The sequence below is a fragment of the Variovorax glucosi genome, from assembly GCF_051216695.1.
GTDB lineage: Bacteria > Pseudomonadota > Gammaproteobacteria > Burkholderiales > Burkholderiaceae_C > Variovorax.
The window spans coordinates 1-1,106 of the sequence record NZ_JBPJZE010000308.1; the positions used below are offsets into that span (position 1 = coordinate 1).

Sequence of the window (1,106 nt, forward strand, 5' to 3'; positions counted from 1 at the left end):
GGCGAATCGCAGATCGGGTTGTCATACAGGATTGGAAATTGATCACACCGCTTCCACGGCAGTTGCCACAGAACGTCCCTGGGTCAGTCGTCGGACGTCGAGATTCTGAAGACCCGATGTTCCTGGCCCGCCGAGAACTGGGAATCTCAGCGAGCTAGTTCTTCTGATTGAATGACTCGCAACGGGGACAACCGCGGAAGCGGTCGGCTCCTACAGTCTTGGCGCGTCGTGCGTGATCTGCCCTGCCCCCAAGGTATTGAGGCTTTCCACCGCGACGTCCATCAAGATCCGGCTGCGCTCCGGCGAGACATGAATGGTGATGTGCATCACTGGGACACGATCTATTGCATAGAGCACCCGGGTCAGGCGCAGCATTGGTGAACCGAGGTTCACGCCCAGCAACGTTGCGTGCTGCGGATCGGCAGGCACGGCAGTGATCTCCTGCACGACGCGCCCGAACTCGACGCCCTGGGCCAGCAGGATCTCGTAGAGCGCCTGCTTCTTGAGCTTGGCGCGGGTGACACCAGACGCGAAACGGTGCGGCACCCATGCATCTGTGACCATGAGTGGCTGCCCGCTCGACGAGCGCAATCTCACTGCATGAACGGCCGTATGTCCTGCGGGCAGGTCCAGTTGCACGGCAATGACGGCGGGAGGATCCTGCGTCTGCACGTCCAGCACCGTCACCTGCGTATTCAGCGCCGTGCGACGCAGCGCATCGACAAAGCCCAGCGTCGCCGCGGGCCGCTGGGCCGGAAGCTCGATGCGGACAAAAGTCCCCTTGCCCTGTTGCTTCTCCACGAGGCCTTCGGCGTGCAGGTCTGCCACGGCTCGGCGCACCGTGATGCGCGAGACGCCGAAGAGTTCGCCCAGACGGGCTTCATTGGGAATCAGCGCACCCGGGGCGTAAAGCCCTCTCATGATCTGTTCGCGCAGAACCACGTAGAGCTGGTGGTGAAGCGGCAGTCCGTTCTTTCTGGAAGCCAATCCGCTCTCGGAAGACTTTGTCATGAGCTTGCGTAGAAAAGAAACAAATTCTATCCACCCATATCATCATAAATATATAACGTTATAGAATTAGAACGTATTAACGACGCCGGTGATCG

General features: G+C 59.6%; 1 protein-coding gene. It reads right to left on the reverse strand.

Features of this window, described 5'->3' with window-relative positions; all coding sequences use genetic code 11:
- Nucleotides 1-210: 210 nt before the first annotated feature.
- On the reverse strand, nt 211-1,011 hold the full coding sequence (locus tag ACSFA3_RS25200; protein WP_435508069.1) for a GntR family transcriptional regulator: 801 nt from the start codon (nt 1,009-1,011) through the stop codon (nt 211-213).
- Nucleotides 1,012-1,106: the final 95 nt, after the last annotated feature.